A 17,442-nucleotide genomic window follows, 5' to 3' on the forward strand; every position below is an offset into this window, starting at 1 on the left:
TGATGTTAGCGTGCCATGGCGTTGGGGCAAGGGAAAATTGGATCCTTGTGGGCGGGCTTGCTCGCGATATAGGCGGCCTGGTAGCCGGCCTGGCTCTTGAGGGTCGGTGTACATATCCGTTGCTGCAGGAACGGATATGTACTCGAAAAAATCGTCAGCCGCCGTTACCCCAGGAACAGATATGTACTCCGACAAAGGCCCATAAAAAAACCCGGCAAAAGCCGGGTTTTTTGACTGGCGCGAAGCTTAAGCAGTGAAGGCCTTGCCTTCGAATTGCTCAGCAACGAATTTCCAGTTGACCAGGTTCCAGAACGCTTCGACGTACTTTGGACGAAGGTTGCGGTAGTCGATGTAGTAGGCGTGTTCCCAGACATCGCAAGTCAGCAGCGGGGTGTCGCCGCTGGTCAGTGGGTTGCCGGCGCCGATGGTGCTGGCCAGGGCCAGGGAACCGTCAGCTTTTTTCACCAGCCAGCCCCAACCGGAACCGAAGGTGCCGATGGAAGTTTTGCTGAATTCTTCTTTGAACTTGTCGAACGAACCGAAAGCCGCGTTGATGGCTTCAGCCAGTGCGCCGGTTGGTTGACCGCCAGCGTTTGGCGCCAGGCAGTTCCAGTAGAAGGTGTGGTTCCAGACCTGAGCGGCGTTGTTGAAGATACCGCCCGAAGAAGTCTTGACGATTTCTTCCAGGGTCTTGCCTTCGAACTCGGTGCCTGGCACCAGGTTGTTCAGGTTCACGACGTAGGTGTTGTGGTGCTTGTCGTGGTGATACTGCAGAGTTTCCTCTGAAATGTGCGGCTGCAGGGCATCGTGTGCGTAAGGCAGCGGCGGCAATTCGAAAGCCATGATGATTCTCCTAATCAGGTCAGTTGCGGTGAGCGCACGGCCGATCACGGGCGGCCAGACTAGCGCCGGAGAGTTTGTACTCTTTGCGGCGCAGGTTTTGGATCATAGCACCGGGGGTGCGGCATAACCACGCAACAACTGTGTGGAATAGAGGTTCCAGAGCCTTTTGGAATAATCACCCGGCGCTGATTAACTGGAACGCTACGGTGAACATCATGACCGCTACCATCAGATCGAGAATTCGCCAGGTACTCGGCCGCGCCAGCCACGGTGCAAGCCATGCCGCACCCAGGGCCAGGGTGAAAAACCACAACAATGAGGCGCTGGCCGCGCCGACTACGTAGGCGCCGGGCACGGTTTGCTGGGCCCCGAGTGAGCCGATCAGCAACACGGTGTCCAGGTACACATGAGGATTGAGCAAGGTCACCGCCAGGGCGCTGAGCATCACTGCACGCAACGAGCGCACGGTCTGGTTTCCGGACTGTTGCAGGCTTTGCCGGGAACACGCCCGGCGCAGCGCCAGGCTGCCGTACCACAATAAAAATGCTGCTCCGCCCCAGCGGGCAATCGCCAGCAACAGCGGATTCTGCGCCAGCAGGGTCGCCAGGCCGAAGACCCCGGCAGCGACCAGCAAGGCGTCGCAAGTCACGCACAGCGCGGCCACTGGCAGGTGGTGTTCGCGACGCAGGCTCTGCGCCAGCACGAACGCGTTTTGCGTGCCGATCGCCATGATCAGTCCCGCGGCGACCAGCAGGCCGTTCACATAGCTTTGCCACATAGGGTTTACTCCGCGCCCGCCGCCAATTGCCGCAGCACCGTCATGGCGCGTTGGGCATCGGCCTGGCCGACAAACAAATGATCGTGGTAGTAACCGGCAATCACGTTGCAACTGATCCCGGCCTGGCCCAGGGCACTGGCGAATGCAGCGGTGAGGCCGACGGCTTCGAGTGCCGAGTGCACATTCAAGGTGATCCAGGCCGCTACATAATCGAAACTGAAGCCGGCTTTTTCGGCTTGCTCGCGTTCGAGGATGACCGTCAGGCCTTCCTGCTCGCGGAAGCTGCCGATGACTTCACAGCCCGTGGGCAGATGGCCGTCGCGGATGCTGCAGAACACGTACTCGCCGTCGTTCAATTGCGGGCTCATGCTGCGCAGCAGGGTTGCCAGAGAGGTTTCACCAGCCATGAAAATTGTCCTTGGTCGAAGAGGCTTGCTGGCTATTCTCCGGGTGAAAGTTGTATAAGAAAAACCAATATTGCTGATCGCTCATTAGGAAAACTGATGTTCGACTATAAGTTGCTCTCCGCCCTCGCCGCAGTGGTCGAACAGGCCGGCTTCGAACGGGCTGCCCAGGTCCTGGGTTTGTCGCAATCGGCCATCTCGCAGCGGATCAAACTGCTGGAGGCGCGGGTCGGCCAGCCGGTACTGGTACGTGTTACGCCGCCCGCGCCGACCGAGATTGGTCGACGCCTGCTCAACCACGTGCAGCAAGTGCGGTTGCTCGAACGTGATCTGCAAACGCTGGTGCCGGCGCTGGATGAAGAAGGTTTGCCGGAACGTGTGCGCATTGCCCTCAACGCCGACAGCCTGGCGACCTGGTGGGCTGAGGCTGTGGGGGATTTTTGCGCCGAGCAGCATCTGCTGCTCGACCTGGTGGTGGAAGACCAGACCGTTGGTCTCAAGCGCATGCGCGCCGGGGAAGTGGCCGCCTGCGTATGTGCCAGCGAGCGACCGGTGGCTGGGGCGCGCAGTCTGTTGCTGGGGGCCATGCGTTATCGTGCCTTGGCCAGCCCGGCCTTCATCGCCCGACATTTTCCGCAAGGCGTGCGCGCCGAGCAGTTGGCGCACACACCGGCCCTGGTGTTTGGCCCGGATGACTTTCTTCAGCATCGCTACCTGGCCTCATTGGGCGTCGACGGCGGTTTTGAACACCATTTGTGCCCGTCTTCCGAGGGCTTTATTCGATTGACCGAGGCAGGACTCGGCTGGGGGCTGGTGCCCGAATTGCAGGTCCACGAGCAGCTGGAACGCGGGGTGTTGGTGGAGCTTTTGCCAGATAAGCCGATCGATGTGCCGCTGTACTGGCATTATTGGCGCAACGGCGGGCAATTGCTCGGGCAGCTGACCGAGCATCTGGCGCGATCATCAAAGCAATGGCTGGTGCCCTTAAGAGCAGCACAAGCGTCAAGCTGAAAGCTGCAAGCCAGGAGCTTGAGATTTGCTTCGGCTTGAAGCTTGCAGCTTGTGGCTTGTCACTGCATTTCTAGGAGCAATACATGAAAATTCTGGTCACCGGCGCAAGCGGCTTCATTGGCGGGCGCTTTTCGCGTTTCGCCCTGGAGCAGGGCCTGGAGGTGCGGGTCAACGGGCGTCGGGCCGAGGGTGTCGAGCATCTGGTGCGTCGCGGTGCCGAGTTTGTCCAGGGTGACTTGAGTGATCCGCAACTGGTTCGCAGCTTGTGCCGTGACGTCGACGCGGTGGTGCACTGTGCTGGCGCGGTGGGATTGTGGGGACGTTATCAGGACTTCCATCAGGCCAACGTGCTGGTTACCGAGAATGTGGTCGAGGCCTGCCTGAAACAGCGCGTTCGACGGCTGGTGCATCTGTCGTCACCCTCGATCTATTTCGATGGTCGCGATCATCTGGGGCTGACCGAAGAGCAGGTTCCGAAGCGCTTCAAGCATCCCTACGCTGCTACCAAATACCTGGCCGAGCAAAAGGTCTTCGGCGCCCAGGAGTTCGGTCTCGAAGTGCTGGCCCTGCGCCCACGTTTTGTCACGGGTGCCGGGGACATGAACATCTTTCCGCGGTTGCTGAACATGCAGCGCAAAGGGCGCTTGGCGATTGTCGGCAATGGACTGAACAAAGTCGATTTCACCAGCGTGCAGAACCTCAATGAAGCCTTGCTCAGCAGTTTGCTGGCCAGCGGTCCGGCCCTGGGCAAGGTGTATAACATCAGCAACGGAGCGCCGGTGCCGCTGTGGGATGTGGTGAACTATGTGATGCGCCAGATGCAAGTTCCACAGGTGACTCGCTACCGTTCCTATGGTCTGGCCTATAGCATTGCGGCGCTGAACGAAGGTTTCTGCAAGCTCTGGCCAGGACGTCCGGAGCCAACGCTGTCGCGCCTGGGGATGCAGGTGATGAGCAAAAACTTCACCCTGGACATCAGCCGCGCCCGCCATTACCTGGACTATGAACCGAGGGTCAGCCTGTGGACGGCCCTTGATGAATTCTGCGGTTGGTGGAAGGCTCAGGACATTCGTTGAAAATAAACACTGAACCGAGTTTGGGGTTCAGGGTCGATCAGTGCTGCAGGTAGCGGTTTATACTCGCAGCATTAAGCCATTACCGCGGTACAGAAAGGTTGACCCATGCGTAACGATGCTAACGACGACTTCGATGATGTTCCAAGCCTGCGGGCCGATGCTCTGGACGATGATTTTCCGGGCACCCCTGCCGCTCGTGAGCGTACCAGTGTGCATTCGCGGCCCACTCAACTGGTCAAGGTCAAAGGCCCGAGCACCGGCCCGCTGTGGGCATTGGTCGGCGCGCTGTTTTTTGCCTTCGCCGGCCTTGCCTGGTGGAGCTTCCAGCAGATTTCGCTGATGGAACAGCAACTGGTCGCGACCCAGGAAAGTTTCGCCCGCATCAGCGAGGAAGCGGCGGGGCGTCTGCAGGCTATTTCCGGCAAGGTGGTCGCCAGTGAATCCACTGTCAACAGCGGCAGCGAAACGCTGAAACTGCAGATCAAGCAGCTTGAAAGCAAATTACTTGAGCAGAGCAAGCTATTGCTTGAGCAGAACAAGCAACAACAGGGCGTCGCAGGCCAGGCCACTGACCTGGACAAACGTCTGGCGCAAATGACCGCGCAGACTACCGAACAGCAAGCCGCCAATACTCAACTGCAAACCCAGGTCAAAACCCTGAGCAGCGAGCTGGCCGCGCTGAAAAGCGCCCCGGCCGACACCAGTAAAGTCGACGCGGAACTCAAAAGTCTCAGCGCCGAGATCGCCGCGTTGAAAAAACAAGGCAACCCGAGCGCTGCCATCGAGCGCCTGGAGCAGGACATGATCGTCCTCAAAAGCCAGCAGGATAACCGTCCAGCTGCGCCGCAGGGTGGTGGTAATACCGCCGAGTTCGACGCCTTCCGTGGTCAGGTCACGCGCAATATCAACACCCTGCAAAGCCAGATCCGCAATCTGCAACAGCAGATCAGCGCCCGACCTTGATGGGGTGGTTGGCGGTCTCCCTACCTGACCTTATCCTCCCGCCCCCGCAATACCCTATTAGGCATGGCAATCGCTGCGGCCAGTCCCAGCAGCGACACTGCCGCGCTGACCATCAGCAAATGCCGGAAGGTCAGTAACAGTTCGGCGCGCAAAGCGTTCTGTGCGTCACCCGCGGCCGCGTTCAAGCCATCGAGCAGCACATTCCCCGAGCTGCCCTCAGCGATCAGCGCCGAGCCGGCGAGGTGGGCAAAGCTGGAGTCTTGCAGCAGCGCCAGCAGCAACGCCGACATCAACGCCACACCCATGGCGCCGCCCAAGGAACGGAACAGGTTAGTGGTGCTGGTCGCCACGCCGATGTCCCGTTGCTCCACCGAATTTTGCGTGCCCACCAGTGAGGTGGGGAACTGCATGCCGCTGGCGATCCCGCTCAGCAGCATGAACAGGCTGCTCAACACCAGCGCTTGCGGCGGGCTGAAAGCCATGCCGAGAATCGCGAGGGGGGTGAGTAGCGCGCCGGCCAGAATCATCGGTTTGTAGCGACCGGTCACCGAGGTCTGGCGTCCGGCGAAATAGGCACCGATCGGCAAACCAATCGCCAGTGGCAACAGGTGCAGCGCGGCGCTGTCGGCCCCGGCCCCGGTAACGCTCTGAAAGCGCAGCGGCATCAGCACGATCAGGGAGATGGCCTGGAAACTGGTGAAGAAAATCGTGCACCAACACAGCACCGCGTTGCGGTTGGCGAACAGATGCATGGGGAGCAGGGGCTCGGCTGCCCGTTGTTCATGCCAGACGAACAGCGTCAGCGCCACCAAGGCAGCAGCCAGCAAACCAAGCACTTCGCTGTCGCGCCAATGATGGCCCTGACCGATCTCGGTGATACCTAGCAACAGCGAGGTCAGGCCGATGATCATCAGCAGCGTGCCAAGGTAGTCGATGACCGGTTTGCGTTGTGGCACCGGCAAGCCGACCAGTGTGCGACTGGCTATCAGCCAGGCCCCAAGGCCCAGCGGCAGGTTGATCAGAAACACCCAGCGCCAGGACAGGTACTCGGTCATGTAACCGCCCAGCACCGGGCCGGCGACACTGGCCACCGCATACATGCTGCTGAAATAGCCTTGATAACGTCCGCGTTCACGGGGTGGCACGATGTCGCCGATGATCGCCTGACTGACCGAAATCATCCCGCCGGCACCGATGCCCTGAATGATCCGCGCGAGCACCAGCTGCTCCATGCTCTGGGCCATGCCGCAAAACAATGAAGCGAGGGTGAACAGGCCCATGCCGAACAGCATCAGCCGGCGCCGGCCATACAGGTCGCCGAGCTTGCCGTAGATCGGCACCGCCACGGTCATCGCCACCATGTAGCCGGAGATTACCCAGGCCAGCAGGCTGACATCCTTGAACTGCGCCGAGATGGCCGGCATCGACACGGCGACGATGGTCTGGTCCAGCGCACCGAGGAAGATCGCCAGCATCAGGGCGATCAGTACGCTGCGAATGGCCGGTTTGCCTGGCTGATTGAGATTGGTCACGGTGAAACCTGCGAGCAGTGGTTGACCCGCAGGTTAATAGGCGAGCGGGAGTACTGCCAGTGTACTCGATAGGCTCCTACTCGATAGCTTCGTAAGGAAGCCGAGTCGATTTAGGGTTTTGAGTACTTGCATTTTTCGCTTCAGAGCCCGTCAAATGAAGGTGAAAACTGAGCCGATAGCTGTACATTTCACCAATCGGTGCGATTATCGCCCAACTCTCTGAGGCCTGGACTGCAGTTATGAACAAGCCTGCCCTTCCTTCGATTCCGGTGTTCAAACTCTATGGCGAAAGCCTGGACTGGCCGACACCGGATTTACTGCACTGTGAAACCATTTCCAAACGCAGCAGTGAGCACCAGTGGGAAATCAAACCCCACCGGCATGCCGATCTGTGTCAATTGCTCTTCCTCCATAAGGGCCAGGCGGAACTTGAGATCGAGGGCAAGCGCACACTGCTTGCAGAGTCGGCGATCCAGATTCTGCCGCCCTTGTCAGTGCATGGCTTTCGCTTTTGCGAAGACGTCGAAGGCTATGTCGTGACCCTGGCCGCACCGCTGGTGGCGCACCTTCAGGCACAGCTGGGCAATTCGGTGAATGCGCTGGCGGTGGCCGAAAGCTACCCGGCAGCTGCCGACAGTCACTACCTGAACAGTCTGTTTTCAGCATTGCAAAGCGAGTATGTGGGCCATCAGCCCGCGCGGGAAATGCTCATGCACTCGCTGGTCAGCGTGATCCTGGTGTGGGTCAGTCGCCAGGTGCTACAGCGCCGTGCCGCGAGTCAGCGCCCGCAACGTGCGCGCGAATACCTCAATGGTTTTATCCAGTTGGTTGAAGAGCACTATCGCGAGCACGTGAAGGTCGAAGACCTGGCGCACAAACTGGGGATTTCCGTCTCGCATCTCAACGGCACTTGCCGTGAGCTGGCCGGTCAGCCGGCCTTGCAGATCATGCATGAGCGTCAGTTGCTGGAGGCCAAGCGGCTGCTGACCTACACCAGCATGACAATCTATGAAATGTCCGAGCTCCTGGGATTCTCTGACCCGACCAACTTTACGCGACTGTTTCGTCGGCGAGTAGGGATCTCGCCCAAAGCGTTTCGGGACAGGTTGAAGGCCGATCAGGATAACCGGGCCTGAGACACTGGTTATTTGAGTGCGTTCAGCGTCGCGTTGTGCGGGATGCAGCGCTCGAAGTTGCAGGCGGCTGAGGAAATGCCTGGCTGCTGACGGGCCTGTTCGACACGGTAGGCAGCAGTTCCGTACAGCGTGAGCGTCGCGGCGCAGGTGATGAAGATCGCGAGGTATCTTCTGGTCTTGATGTTCATGGTGTTGACCTCTGAACGAATACCCCTTGGGCGGGGGTATTACTATCAGCATAGGTCAGAGAGGTGCAGCTGCAAGCTTCAAGCTTCAAGCAGGGCGCTCTGAGCTTGGGGCTTATAGCTTGCCGCTTGCCGCTGCTTCAAAGCCCCACATCCCACTCCGGCTCCAGCGGAAACCTCAGCACCAGGAAATCCAGCATGCTGCGCAATGTGGCGGGCATGTGCTTGCGTGAGGCATAGACCGCGTACATGTTCATTTGCCGGGGCTCGGCGTCGGGCAGCAGGCGGATCAGTTCACCGCGGTGGATATGCACACCGGCCTGATAGCTGGGCAGCATCGCAATCCCGGCGCCGGCCATGGTTGCCCGCAACAAGGTACTGGCCTCGTTGGCGCTGATGTTGCCCTGCACCGGCACCGAAACCTGTTCGCCGTCCTGCTCGAAGTGCCAGAGGCTTTTGCCGAAGTAGGAGTGGGTCAGGCAATTGTGCTGGCTGAGCTCTTCCACCCGCTGTGGTATCGGGTGTTGGCGCAGGTACTCGGGGGCGGCGCAGATGACCGAGCGGCAGACAGTCAGTTGGCGGGCAATCAGGTTCGGGTCGAGGTCGTTGCTGGTGCGGATCGCCAGGTCGATGCGTTCATCCACCAGGTTGACGGTGCGGTCGAGCATCTGCAAGTCGACACTGACGCCGGGATAACGTTTGACGTACGCGGCCATGGCGTCGGCCAATTGCGCCTGGCCAAACGAAGTGCTAACGCTGATCCGCAGCAAGCCTCGCGGCGCATCGTCCGGCTCGCTGACCGCAGCCTGCATATCGCTCGACAACTCGAGCAGCTGCCGACAGCGCGGCAGTGTTTCAGTGCCAGCGGCGGTCAGGCTCAACTTGCGGGTGGTGCGATGCATCAGGCGCGCGCCGACCCAATCTTCCAGTTCCGCCAGATACCTCGAAACCACAGGCCGCGAGAGGTCCAGATGATCGGCGGCGGCCGACTGGCTGCCGAGGTCGACCACGGTAACGAAGACCCGCATTGCTTGAAGACGATCCATTATTTGCCCGCTTTCAGAAACAAACTATGCCCAAGCATCGCATTTTTTGTATCGAGTGACGCAACTAAGCTCTGTTCATCGTCAATCACGGCGCACAGAACTCAGGAATTACACATGATCGGAATTGCTTCACTCAAGCGTGTCTTGCTGGCCACCGCGACCCTGGGCTTCGTCGCCCACGCCGCGGCAGCCGAACCGGCGCTGACCCTGGACGTTTACAACCCTGGCAACGCTGCAATCTTCCCGGTGACCTCGGTGCTGGTCAGCGGCAAGAAAGAAGCGATTCTGGTGGACGCGCAGTTCGGCAAATCCCAGGCCGAGCAAGTGGTGGAAAAAATCCGCGCCAGCGGCAAGCAACTGACCACCATCTACATCAGCCACGGCGACCCGGATTACTACTTCGGCCTCGATACCCTGACCGCGGCCTTCCCGAATGCCAAGGTGCTGGCTTCCAGGCCGACCGTCGACCACATCAAGGCCACCGTTGCCGGAAAACTGGCGTTCTGGGGCCCGAAAATGGGCGCCGACATCCCGAACAAAACCATAGTGCCGCAGGTGCTCCAGGGTCACAGCTTGATCCTGGAAGGGCAGCCACTGGAGATCATCGGCCTCGACGGCAAGCAACCGGATCGCACCTTCGTCTGGATCCCCTCGATCAAGGCTGTGGTTGGCGGTGTGGTGGTGGCAGAAAACATCCATGTGTGGATGGCCGATACCCAGACCCCGCAGTCCCATACCGATTGGCTCGGCACCCTGAAAACCATCGAAGACTTGCAGCCCAAAACCATCATCCCCGGTCACTACCTGGGTGAGAGCAGCCGTTCCGTGGCTGCCGTGCATTTCACCGCCGACTACATCAAAGGTTTCGATGAAGCAACCGCCAAGGCCAGCAACTCGGCCGAGCTGATAGCCGCGATGAAAAAGCGCTACCCGGACCTCGGCGAAGAAAGCTCCCTGGCGCTGAGCGCCAAGGTCGCCAAAGGTGAAATGAAGTGGTGAGCTGATTGTGTGGCGAGGGGCTTGCCCGCCCCTGTAGGAGCGAGCTTGCTCGCGATGGATGTTAACGATAACGCGTGTTTTCTGAATAAACGCGCCGCTCTTGAGTCCATCGCGAGCAAGCTCGCCCCTACAATAGAGACCTCATGTCCTTAACTGGCATTGGAGCAAGCCCCCTCGCCACAGTAAGTGATTATCCCCTCCCGGATGATCACCGCTCTTGCGCCTGCTCCACCAGCCAATCCATCAATTCTCGCAACGGCGCCGACGGTTCCGGCCTTTGCGGATAGACCAGGTAATAGGCTTGGCCGGTGCGCACTTTCAGCTCGAAGGGCGTGACCAGCCGTCCGGCGCTCAGGTCTTCGCCGATCAACGACCAATCGCCGATCGCTACCCCTGTCCCTTGAGAGGCGACGGACATCGCCAGGTCCAGGGTATCGAAATGCTGGCCTTTGCCGATGTTGCTGACTTTGGTTCCGGCGGCCTCGAGCCAGGCTTCCCAATCCCGTTCGTCGCGAGTCGGATGCAGCAACATGTGCTGTTCCAGGTCGGTGAGGGTCTTGAGCGGCGTCGTGCCGTTGAGCAGCTGCTGCGAACAGACCGGTGTCAGCTGTTCATCGAACAAGTGATGGAAGGCCGCATTGCTCGGTGCTGTGCCATACACCACCGCCGCATCGAACTCTTCGCGACGAAAATCCACCTCGTGCTGCACGGTGGTTGTCAGCTCTACCGGCACGTCCGGGCGTTCCTTTTGCCACTGCAACAGGCGCGGCAGCAGCCAGCGCATCATGCAGGTTGGCGCCTTCAATTGCAGGGCTTCGCGCTTGGCACCGACATGTTCGACGGCTTCGTCGATCAGGTTGAACACCTGTTGAATGCGCGGATACAACTCACGTCCTTGTGCTGTCAGGCTCAGGCCGCGGGCCTGACGCTGAAACAATGCATAACCGAGATGGCTCTCCAGCCCGGCGATCTGTCGGCTCACCGCTCCCTGGGTAATGTGCAGCAGATCCGCCGCCCGAGTGAAGTTGCAGCACTGGGCGGTGATCATGAATGTATGCAGAGCGGGCAAGGGCGGAAGACGTTTCATGGGAGCTCAGGCATGAGTGGAGGACATGCCTAGTATGACTATTTTTGGTTTGTCACCGCTATACGCCGACGGGTCCAATTGAGTCACCTTTGTGCCCCGTCGCGTGCCTGAAAACGCCATCGGGGTGCAGTTTCAACAAATAAGAAGGGCAGCAGAAATGGCGACGTGCGGCGAAGTATTGGTCAAGTTACTCGAAGGTTATGGCGTCGAACAGGTGTTCGGCATTCCGGGCGTACACACCGTCGAGCTGTATCGCGGGTTGGCCCGATCGAGCATCAACCATGTGACGCCACGCCACGAACAGGGCGCTGGTTTCATGGCCGACGGCTACGCTCGCACCAGCGGCAAGCCGGGGGTGTGCTTCATCATCACCGGCCCTGGCATGACCAACATCACCACCGCCATGGGCCAGGCCTATGCCGACTCTATCCCGATGCTGGTGATCTCCAGCGTGCAATCGCGCAACCAGTTGGGCGGCGGGCGCGGCAAGCTGCATGAGCTACCGAACCAGAGCGCATTGGTCAGTGGCGTTGCGGCATTTTCTCATACGCTGATGTCTGCCGCCGAACTGCCGGGCGTGCTGGCGCGGGCGTTCGCCTTGTTCCAGGCTGGGCGTCCGCGTCCGGTGCATATCGAAATTCCGCTCGACGTACTGGTCGAAGACGCCGATGAACTGCTCTCCAGCCGGCCGGTAAGCATTAACCGCGCGGGTGCAGCGCCGTCAGCCATCGCGCAAATGGGCCAACTGCTGGCCACTGCCAAACGTCCGTTGATCCTCGCCGGTGGCGGTGCCATCGATGGGGCAGCCGAACTCACCAAACTGGCCGAACTGCTAGACGCTCCGGTAGCGCTGACCATCAACGCCAAGGGCATGCTGCCCTCGCGCCATCCACTGTTGATCGGTTCTACGCAATCGCTGGTCGCGACCCGCGCCTTGGTGGCTGACGCCGACGTGGTGTTGGCGATCGGCACTGAACTGGCCGAAACCGATTACGACATCACTTTTGCCGGTGGCTTCGAGATTCCTGGTGCCTTGCTGCGAGTCGACATCGACCCGGACCAGACCGTACGCAACTACCCACCGCAAGTGGCGCTGGTGTCCGACGCACAAACGGCGGCGCAAGCCTTGCTCACTGAACTGGCCGGACACACTTTGGCCGAGCGTCGCTCCGACTGGGGCCAGGCCCGCGCCGCCACTTTGCGTGCGGAGCTCGAGACCACCTGGGACGCACCGACCCGCGCCCAGACGCTGTTCCTCGAGACCGTTCTGCACGAGTTGCCGGAAGCGGTATTTGTCGGCGACTCGACCCAGCCGGTGTACACCGGCAACCTGACCTTCAATCCTGAGCAACCGCGCCGCTGGTTCAACTCGTCCACCGGTTACGGCACCCTCGGCTATGCCTTGCCGGCCGCCATTGGCGCCTGGCTCGGCGGTGGCTCCGAGCGCGCTGCGCGGGGCCCGGTAGTGTGCCTGATCGGTGACGGTGGATTGCAATTCACCCTGTCGGAACTGGCCTGCGCGGTGGAAGCGCAAACGCCGATCATCGTGTTGCTGTGGAATAACCAAGGTTACGAAGAGATCAAAAAGTACATGGTCAACCGTGCCATTGAACCGGTCGGTGTGGATATCTATACCCCGGACTTCATTGGCGTGGCCAAGGCCCTGGGCTGTGCCGCCGAAGCCATCGACGGCGTCGAGCAACTGCGCAGCGCCTTGCGGGCCGCCAGTGATCGTCAAGGTCCGACCCTGATTGAAATCGACCAGACCACCTGGATGAAGGCGGTGCAGGCATGAGCAATTCTTCGACCTTGAATGGCCTGTATATCGACGGCCAATGGCGCGCCGGCAGCGAAGACTTGAAGGTCATTAACCCGGCCACTGAAGAACCCTTGGCCATCGTAAGCGGTGGTGATGAGCAGGCGGTCGATCAAGCGGTCAATGCCGCCAGCGCGGCCTTTTCGCAATGGGCCAAAACCAGCGGCGCCGAGCGTGGTGCGATACTGCGCAAGATCGCCAGCGGAGTGCAGGCGCATCGTGAACGCTTGATGCAGTTGCAGTCGAGTAACAATGGCAAGCCTTTGTTCGAAGCAGCCATCGATGTCGATGACGTGATCGCTACCTTCGACTATTACGCCGGTCTGGCCGAAGGTCTGGACGCTCAGCAAGACCGCACTGTGGACTTGCCAAGCGAAGATTTCGCCGCCCGTGTGCGCCGCGAGCCTTGCGGCGTGGTCGGCCTGATCGTGCCGTGGAACTTCCCGATGGTCACCACCGCCTGGAAGCTCGCTCCGGCGTTGGCGGCCGGTTGCTGTGTGGTGCTCAAACCGTCGGAAGTCACACCGCTGCCGGAGCTTGAACTGGCGGCGATCATTGCCGAAAGCGGCTTGCCCAACGGCGTGTTCAACCTGGTCTGCGGTACCGGCCTGGCGGTCGGCGCACCGCTGGCGGCCGATCCGCGGGTAGCGAAGATCTCATTCACTGGCAGCAATGCCGTGGGTGTGCAGGTCATGCAGCGGGCGGCGGAAACCGTCAAGGGCGTGAGCCTGGAACTGGGCGGCAAGTCCTCGCTGCTGGTGCTCGCCGATGCCGATCTCGAGCTGGCCGTGGAGCTGGCCAGTGGTGGTGGCTTCTTCAACGCCGGGCAAATGTGTTCGGCCACCAGTCGGGTGCTGGTCGCCGATGAATTGGCGGACGAGTTTTTGCTGCGGCTCAAGGCGCGGGCCGAAGGGATTCGCGTTGCCGACCCGTTCGATCCGCAAGTGGAGATGGGCGCGCTGGTCAATCAGGCGCAATACCAGCGGGTGCTTGGCCACATTGATCGTGGCCTGAGCGCCGGTGCAAAGCTGGTTTGCGGCGGTGAGCGGCCAGAAAACTTGCCGCGAGGATATTTTTTGCGGCCGACCATCTTCACCGAAGTGCCCCTCGACAGTGCGTTGTGGTGTGAAGAGATCTTCGGCCCGGTGCTCTGTGTACGCAGTTTTGCCAGCGAAGCAGAGGCCATAGCCCTGGCCAACGACAGCGAATTCGGTCTGGTCGCCAGTGTGGTCAGTGGTGATGGCGAAGCTGCCGAGCGGGTCGCCAACGCCTTGCAGGCCGGGCTGGTGTGGATCAACTCGCCGCAAGTGATCTTCCCGCAGACGGCCTGGGGTGGCTACAAGCAGAGCAGCATCGGCCGCGAACTGGGGCCGTGGGGCCTGCAGGCGTTTCAGGAAATCAAGCATGTGATTCGCGCGGTCTGACAGCCCGAAAACGGTCTGCGCATGCCTCGAAACAAGGCATGCGCTGGACACATGGCTTCAATGACAAATTTTCGATTGTTGCGCGTTCTGCGCGACCTCAGGATGAACCAACGACTCAGCTACACCCCGTGATCGGCGGGGATCAGGGCTGGATCGATTACCGGGCGCCTGGATGCGACCAATCTCATACCTACAACAATAAAGGGAGTCCGTAATGGGCGAGCATGATCTGAACAGAAGACAGTTCATTAAAACCGTAGGAGTGGCGTCCGTTGCTGCGGCAGCCATGAGCATGCCGTTCATCCGGGCCAACGCCAGCGACACGCGGTTTCAGGGCAAAACCCTGCGCCTGCTGACCTGGTCGGACGACACCGGACTGGCGGCGCTGCGCAACATTGCCGCGACCTTCGAAGCCAAGACTGGCGCCAAGGTCATTGCTGACCGTACCGGCAGTACCTCGGAAATGGTCGCCAAACTCAAGGCCGGTGGTGATCGCCCACAATACGACATCATCACCCTGGCCGGTGTCGGCGCTGAAGGCCTGGCCTCCGCCGGGTTGCTGGAAAAACCCGATCTGAACCGCATTCCCAACCTGGTCGACGTGCCGGAGAAATACCGCACTGGCGCCAACGGTCACGGCATCGGTTACCTGCTGTGGTGCAACAGCCTGGTCTACAGCACCCGCACCATAAAGGAAGCGCCGGACAGCTATGCAGCGCTGTGGGACGCGGACCTGGCACCGAACATCTTCCTGCCGCCGCCGAACTGGACCGAGGCCATGGACCTGATCATCATCGCCGCCAAACTGGCCGGTGGTGACGAACACAACATCGAACCGGGCTTCAAGAAGCTCGCTGAACTCAAGGACCGTGTGGTGACCTTGGGTGAAAACCCTAATCAGATCGCCGAACTGTTCCGCACGGGTTCGCTGGATATGGGCGGTCTTTACGCCCCGGCGTTTTTCCCTAAACAGATCCGCGATCCGGCCTACGGCCTGGGTGCGACCTTCGGCATGAAGGAAGGCTTCTACACCGACCTGATGCTCTCGGTAATGCCGAAAAATCGTCCTGGCGATACCGATCTGGCCTACGCGTTCATCAACCACTCTCTCGACCCGCTGGTACAGGGCAAGATGGCCGAAGACATCTACAACGGTCCGGTCAACTCCAAGGCGATCATCTCCGCCGAAGCGCGCAAGAGCCCGTACATCCTGACGCCGGAACAGATTGCCGAGAAAGCGATCATGCACGACAACGCCTTCCTGGCCTCGGTGCATGACCAGTGGATTCGTCGTTACACGGAAATCTTTTCTTCCTGATCCTACGGGGCTGGGCGCGCGGATATTTCTGATCTTCCATTGACGAGACCATTGCTATGGAACACCAACCCCTGACCCATCCCGTTGGCGCCGCTGCACAGCGCCCACGCCGTGGTATGTCGCCAACGACCCGCGCCTGGTTTTTCCTGTCGCCGTCGATGCTGTTTCTCGGTGTGCTGATTGTCGCCAGCTTGCTGGTACTGCGCATGAGCGTAGGCACCAAGGGCGCGGAGTGGACCGGGTTCAGCCTGGCCAGTTACGCCCAATTGCTGGAACCCTATTACCTGAAGTCATTGCTGCTGACCTTGCGCCTGGCCTTGATCAGCGCGGTGATCGCGGTGGTGCTGGCGATCCCGGTGGCTTACACCATGTCGCGCCTGACCTCGCCCTTTATACGGCGGATATTTCTCGCCGCGGTGCTCTTGCCGTTGCTGGTCAACCTGCTGCTGCAGAGCTACGGCTGGCTGGTGATCCTCGGCCCCGGCGGGATGCTCAACCAGGCGTTGATGGGCTTGGGCCTGATCAAGCGGCCAATCATGATGTTGTACAACCAGAACGGCGTGTTGATGGGGCTGGTGCAGACCGCGTTCCCGTTGGCGGTGTTGCCGATTGCCAGCGCCATGCGCGGCGTCGCCCGCACGTACGAAGAGGCTGCCGCAACTCTTGGAGCCAGCCGCTTGCAGGTGTTCCGCCAGGTAGTCTTGCCCATGAGCTTTCCGGGAATCATCACCGGCGCGACCCTGGTGTTTGCCTACAACGCCAGCAGCTTCGTGGTGCCTTTGTTACTTGGCGGTCGGCGCGTGCCGATGCTCGCGGTGATGGTCCATGACCAGATCGCTCCGCTGATGAACTGGCCGGCTGCGTCAGCCGCAGGGGTGGTGTTGATCGTCACCACGCTGGTCATCATGACCTTCTCCGAATACATCACGGGCCGTCGTCGGCGCATGCTGGAGGCTTCGCAATGAGCACGCTAATCAAGAAGCGCCAGTCGCTGCTGCCTGGCGAAACCGGGCGGTTTGCCGGGATCCTTTCAGGCTTCATTCTGCTGCTGGCGGTGTTGCCGATCTTGACCATGATCGTCATGTCCTTCAGCGGCGCGTCGAACCTTGACTTCCCGCCCAGCAGCTACAGCCTGCAATGGTACAAGGCCGCCTGGAATACCTTTGTTTCGCCGGACAGCAGCGATGTGCTGAGCCTGGGCAAAGCCATGACCACCAGCCTGATGGTGGCGTGCCTGACCATGGTTTTCGCGACCGTGATCGCAGTGCCGGCAGCCTATGCACTGACCCGTTGCGAGTTCCGTGGCAAGGCCGTCGCGCTGCAGCTTATGTCTTTGCCCTTGGTGTTCCCGATGGTGGTATTGGGGCTGGCGTTGCTGCTGGTGTTCGACAGCCTGCCGTTCCAGATGAACACCTCGCGGCTGGTGATCGCCCACGTGATCCTCGCGCTACCCTTCGTGGTGAAAAACTGCACGGCGGCGATGTTGTCCATCGGCAGCGAAGTCGAGGAGGCCGCGCAAATGCTCGGTGCTTCACCGCTGCGGGCGATTGTCGATGTGGTGGTGCCGTTGATGAAGTCGGGGATTCTCGCCGGGATGCTGCTGGCCTTTATCGTCTCGTTCAATGAATTCACCGTGACCTATTTCCTCTACACCATCGATGTGATGACCGTGCCGATCTGGATGTACAGCCGCACCGTGTCGTCGCTCGACCCGACCGTCTTCTCGTTTGCCGTGCTGATCGTGCTGATCGACTTCGTCCTCATCTGGGCGCTGGAGAAGCTGGTTGGCGAAGGTGGCGTTTCCTTTTGATTTTGAGGTGCAAC

The 17,442-nt window shown here is 60.3% G+C and carries 17 protein-coding genes; 10 read left to right on the forward strand and 7 right to left on the reverse strand.

Annotated features, from left to right (window positions below; all coding sequences use genetic code 11):
• Positions 1-246: 246 nt before the first annotated feature.
• From ACA064_RS05960 to ACA064_RS05970, 3 genes are all read right to left on the reverse strand, one after another.
• Entirely contained in the window at positions 247-843 is a 597-nt protein-coding gene (locus ACA064_RS05960) for a superoxide dismutase (RefSeq protein WP_497672555.1), read from the reverse strand.
• 175 nt (positions 844-1,018) lie between these two features.
• Positions 1,019-1,621 (reverse strand): LysE/ArgO family amino acid transporter, encoded by a 603-nt coding sequence (locus ACA064_RS05965; protein ID WP_497672556.1) that lies wholly within the window; start codon positions 1,619-1,621, stop codon positions 1,019-1,021.
• 5 nt (positions 1,622-1,626) lie between these two features.
• Complete coding sequence (locus ACA064_RS05970) at positions 1,627-2,028, reverse strand: ACT domain-containing protein (RefSeq protein WP_497672557.1); 402 nt, start codon at positions 2,026-2,028, stop codon at positions 1,627-1,629.
• 96 nt (positions 2,029-2,124) lie between these two features.
• Here ACA064_RS05970 and ACA064_RS05975 point away from each other — a divergent pair, with 96 nt between their 5' ends.
• The 3 genes from ACA064_RS05975 (at position 2,125) to ACA064_RS05985 (ending at position 5,075) form a co-directional block, all read left to right on the forward strand.
• Positions 2,125-3,036 (forward strand): LysR family transcriptional regulator ArgP, encoded by a 912-nt coding sequence (locus ACA064_RS05975; protein ID WP_497672558.1) that lies wholly within the window; start codon positions 2,125-2,127, stop codon positions 3,034-3,036.
• A gap of 83 nt (positions 3,037-3,119) precedes the next feature.
• A complete protein-coding gene (locus ACA064_RS05980; RefSeq protein WP_497672559.1) occupies positions 3,120-4,112 on the forward strand; it encodes an NAD-dependent epimerase/dehydratase family protein in 993 nt (330 codons plus the stop codon).
• Positions 4,113-4,217: 105 nt separating this feature from the next.
• Positions 4,218-5,075 (forward strand): ATPase, encoded by an 858-nt coding sequence (locus ACA064_RS05985; protein WP_497672560.1) that lies wholly within the window; start codon positions 4,218-4,220, stop codon positions 5,073-5,075.
• Between the two features lie 20 nt (positions 5,076-5,095).
• On the opposite strand, the gene ACA064_RS05990 is transcribed toward ACA064_RS05985, so the two are convergent.
• Positions 5,096-6,607, reverse strand: coding sequence for an MDR family MFS transporter (locus ACA064_RS05990; protein WP_497672561.1), 1,512 nt, complete (start codon positions 6,605-6,607; stop codon positions 5,096-5,098).
• A gap of 239 nt (positions 6,608-6,846) precedes the next feature.
• Between ACA064_RS05990 and ACA064_RS05995 the strand changes: the two genes are divergently transcribed.
• A complete protein-coding gene (locus tag ACA064_RS05995; protein ID WP_497672562.1) occupies positions 6,847-7,743 on the forward strand; it encodes a helix-turn-helix domain-containing protein in 897 nt (298 codons plus the stop codon).
• Between the two features lie 8 nt (positions 7,744-7,751).
• Here ACA064_RS05995 and ACA064_RS06000 read toward each other — a convergent pair whose 3' ends face one another.
• Together ACA064_RS06000 and ACA064_RS06005 are read right to left on the reverse strand one after the other, a co-directional pair.
• Positions 7,752-7,931 carry a hypothetical protein gene (locus tag ACA064_RS06000; RefSeq protein WP_497672563.1) on the reverse strand — a complete coding sequence of 60 codons (180 nt, stop codon included), beginning with the start codon at positions 7,929-7,931 and terminating at the stop codon, positions 7,752-7,754.
• 137 nt (positions 7,932-8,068) lie between these two features.
• Positions 8,069-8,974 carry a LysR family transcriptional regulator gene (locus ACA064_RS06005; protein ID WP_497672564.1) on the reverse strand — a complete coding sequence of 302 codons (906 nt, stop codon included), beginning with the start codon at positions 8,972-8,974 and terminating at the stop codon, positions 8,069-8,071.
• Between the two features lie 114 nt (positions 8,975-9,088).
• Here ACA064_RS06005 and ACA064_RS06010 point away from each other — a divergent pair, with 114 nt between their 5' ends.
• Positions 9,089-9,973: an MBL fold metallo-hydrolase gene (locus ACA064_RS06010; RefSeq protein ID WP_497672565.1), complete on the forward strand. Its 885-nt coding sequence runs from the start codon at positions 9,089-9,091 to the stop codon at positions 9,971-9,973.
• 208 nt (positions 9,974-10,181) lie between these two features.
• Here ACA064_RS06010 and ACA064_RS06015 read toward each other — a convergent pair whose 3' ends face one another.
• Entirely contained in the window at positions 10,182-11,060 is an 879-nt protein-coding gene (locus ACA064_RS06015; RefSeq protein WP_497672566.1) for a LysR substrate-binding domain-containing protein, read from the reverse strand.
• Positions 11,061-11,217: 157 nt separating this feature from the next.
• Between ACA064_RS06015 and ACA064_RS06020 the strand changes: the two genes are divergently transcribed.
• The 5 genes from ACA064_RS06020 (at position 11,218) to ACA064_RS06040 (ending at position 17,428) form a co-directional block, all read left to right on the forward strand.
• Positions 11,218-12,855, forward strand: coding sequence for a 5-guanidino-2-oxopentanoate decarboxylase (locus ACA064_RS06020; protein WP_497672567.1), 1,638 nt, complete (start codon positions 11,218-11,220; stop codon positions 12,853-12,855).
• Complete coding sequence (locus ACA064_RS06025) at positions 12,852-14,300, forward strand: aldehyde dehydrogenase family protein (RefSeq protein WP_497672568.1); 1,449 nt, start codon at positions 12,852-12,854, stop codon at positions 14,298-14,300. Before ACA064_RS06020 ends, ACA064_RS06025 begins: the two co-directional genes overlap by 4 nt.
• Positions 14,301-14,514: 214 nt before the next feature.
• Positions 14,515-15,618 (forward strand): ABC transporter substrate-binding protein, encoded by a 1,104-nt coding sequence (locus ACA064_RS06030; protein WP_497672569.1) that lies wholly within the window; start codon positions 14,515-14,517, stop codon positions 15,616-15,618.
• Positions 15,619-15,674: 56 nt separating this feature from the next.
• On the forward strand, positions 15,675-16,583 hold the full coding sequence (locus ACA064_RS06035; RefSeq protein ID WP_497672570.1) for an ABC transporter permease: 909 nt from the start codon (positions 15,675-15,677) through the stop codon (positions 16,581-16,583).
• Positions 16,580-17,428, forward strand: a complete 849-nt coding sequence (locus tag ACA064_RS06040; protein WP_497672571.1) for an ABC transporter permease — start codon at positions 16,580-16,582, stop codon at positions 17,426-17,428. The genes ACA064_RS06035 and ACA064_RS06040 overlap by 4 nt, the downstream gene beginning before the upstream one ends.
• Positions 17,429-17,442 lie beyond the last annotated feature (14 nt).

The organism is Pseudomonas sp. LBUM1658, from assembly GCF_059716055.1.

Bases quoted from the DNA above. Each gene is read 5' to 3' on its own strand.
- ACA064_RS05960 (WP_497672555.1), bottom strand. From the start codon at position 843: ATGGCTTTCGAATTGCCGCCGCTGCCTTACGCACACGATGCCCTGCAG.
- ACA064_RS06020 (WP_497672567.1), top strand. From the start codon at position 11,218: ATGGCGACGTGCGGCGAAGTATTGGTCAAGTTACTCGAAGGTTATGGC.
- ACA064_RS05975 (WP_497672558.1), top strand. From the start codon at position 2,125: ATGTTCGACTATAAGTTGCTCTCCGCCCTCGCCGCAGTGGTCGAACAG.
- ACA064_RS06030 (WP_497672569.1), top strand. From the start codon at position 14,515: ATGGGCGAGCATGATCTGAACAGAAGACAGTTCATTAAAACCGTAGGA.
- ACA064_RS06035 (WP_497672570.1), top strand. From the start codon at position 15,675: ATGGAACACCAACCCCTGACCCATCCCGTTGGCGCCGCTGCACAGCGC.
- ACA064_RS06010 (WP_497672565.1), top strand. From the start codon at position 9,089: ATGATCGGAATTGCTTCACTCAAGCGTGTCTTGCTGGCCACCGCGACC.
- ACA064_RS06005 (WP_497672564.1), bottom strand. From the start codon at position 8,974: ATGGATCGTCTTCAAGCAATGCGGGTCTTCGTTACCGTGGTCGACCTC.
- ACA064_RS05965 (WP_497672556.1), bottom strand. From the start codon at position 1,621: ATGTGGCAAAGCTATGTGAACGGCCTGCTGGTCGCCGCGGGACTGATC.
- ACA064_RS06025 (WP_497672568.1), top strand. From the start codon at position 12,852: ATGAGCAATTCTTCGACCTTGAATGGCCTGTATATCGACGGCCAATGG.
- ACA064_RS06040 (WP_497672571.1), top strand. From the start codon at position 16,580: ATGAGCACGCTAATCAAGAAGCGCCAGTCGCTGCTGCCTGGCGAAACC.
- ACA064_RS05995 (WP_497672562.1), top strand. From the start codon at position 6,847: ATGAACAAGCCTGCCCTTCCTTCGATTCCGGTGTTCAAACTCTATGGC.
- ACA064_RS05970 (WP_497672557.1), bottom strand. From the start codon at position 2,028: ATGGCTGGTGAAACCTCTCTGGCAACCCTGCTGCGCAGCATGAGCCCG.
- ACA064_RS06000 (WP_497672563.1), bottom strand. From the start codon at position 7,931: ATGAACATCAAGACCAGAAGATACCTCGCGATCTTCATCACCTGCGCC.
- ACA064_RS06015 (WP_497672566.1), bottom strand. From the start codon at position 11,060: ATGAAACGTCTTCCGCCCTTGCCCGCTCTGCATACATTCATGATCACC.
- ACA064_RS05980 (WP_497672559.1), top strand. From the start codon at position 3,120: ATGAAAATTCTGGTCACCGGCGCAAGCGGCTTCATTGGCGGGCGCTTT.
- ACA064_RS05985 (WP_497672560.1), top strand. From the start codon at position 4,218: ATGCGTAACGATGCTAACGACGACTTCGATGATGTTCCAAGCCTGCGG.